Annotated in this window: 1 protein-coding gene; it reads left to right on the plus strand. The window is 68.0% G+C overall.

Features of this window, described 5'->3' with window-relative positions; translation table 11 throughout:
• Window positions 1-1028: sensor domain-containing diguanylate cyclase (locus tag I53_RS05655; protein ID WP_043347644.1), on the plus strand; the 1028-nt coding region annotated here is incomplete at both ends.

The following is a 1028-nucleotide window of genomic DNA, read 5'->3' on the forward strand; positions in this document are numbered from 1 at the left end:
AGCGGGATCAACTGCGCGACGACGTCTTCCGCCAGAACACGATCCTGACGGAGCGCGAGCGGCAGCTGCAGGAGCAGAACGAGCGGTTCGATGCGGCCCTGAACAACATGTCCCAGGGCCTGTGCATGTTCGGCGCCCATGGTCGCCTGAAGGTGTTCAACGCGCAGTTCTGCCGGATCTACGATATCGCTCCGGATGCGCTCGAAGCCGAACCGACGCATGTGGATGTCCGCCAGCTGGCCGGTCTTGCGGATTGGTCGGGTCCGGAGAGCCGCCCGCATCGGCGGTCTCTGACCAGGACGCTCGCGGACGAGCGATGCGTCGAGATCACCGTCGAGCCCATGGCGGACGGCGGCTGGGTGGAAACGCATGAGGACGTCACCGCGAGCGTGACGGCCCAAGCCCGGATCGCCCATCTCGCGACCCACGACGCCCTGACGGGTCTCTCCAACCGCGCCCTGCTTGCGGATCGCTTGGCCGCGGCCTTGGCAGGCCATGCGCATGACGGCCGGGCGGTGACCGTGATCTGCCTCGATCTCGACGACTTCAAGGGGATCAACGACACCCTGGGCCACCCGGCAGGCGACGAATTGCTCCGGCAGGTCGGTCGACGCCTGACCGTGCTCTGCCCGCCCGGCGGCACCGTCGCGCGGCTCGGCGGTGACGAATTCGCCATGGTCCTCTCGGAGGCGGAATTACCGGCCGGCGTTCTCGCGCTGGCGGACGAAGTCCTCACCCAGCTCAGGCGGCCGTTCATCCTCGCCGGACAGTTCGTGTCCGTCGATGCGAGTCTCGGGCTCGCGGTCTCCGCGGCGGACGATGCCGACGGCGACGATCTCCTGCGTCGCGCCGACGTCGCCCTCTATGCCGCCAAGGCCGACGGTGGCCGGCGCGTCCGCGTCTTCGAGCCGGAAATGGAGGAACGCCAGAATCACCGACGCTGGCTCGAACGGGAGTTGCGGCTGGCGATCGGGACCGACCAGATCGCGCTGCATTATCAGCCGCTGTTCGATCTGGCGACGAACGCG

Origin of the sequence: Methylobacterium sp. B1 (assembly GCF_000333255.1) — a bacterium.
In the GTDB taxonomy this organism is placed as follows: domain Bacteria; phylum Pseudomonadota; class Alphaproteobacteria; order Rhizobiales; family Beijerinckiaceae; genus Methylobacterium; species Methylobacterium fujisawaense.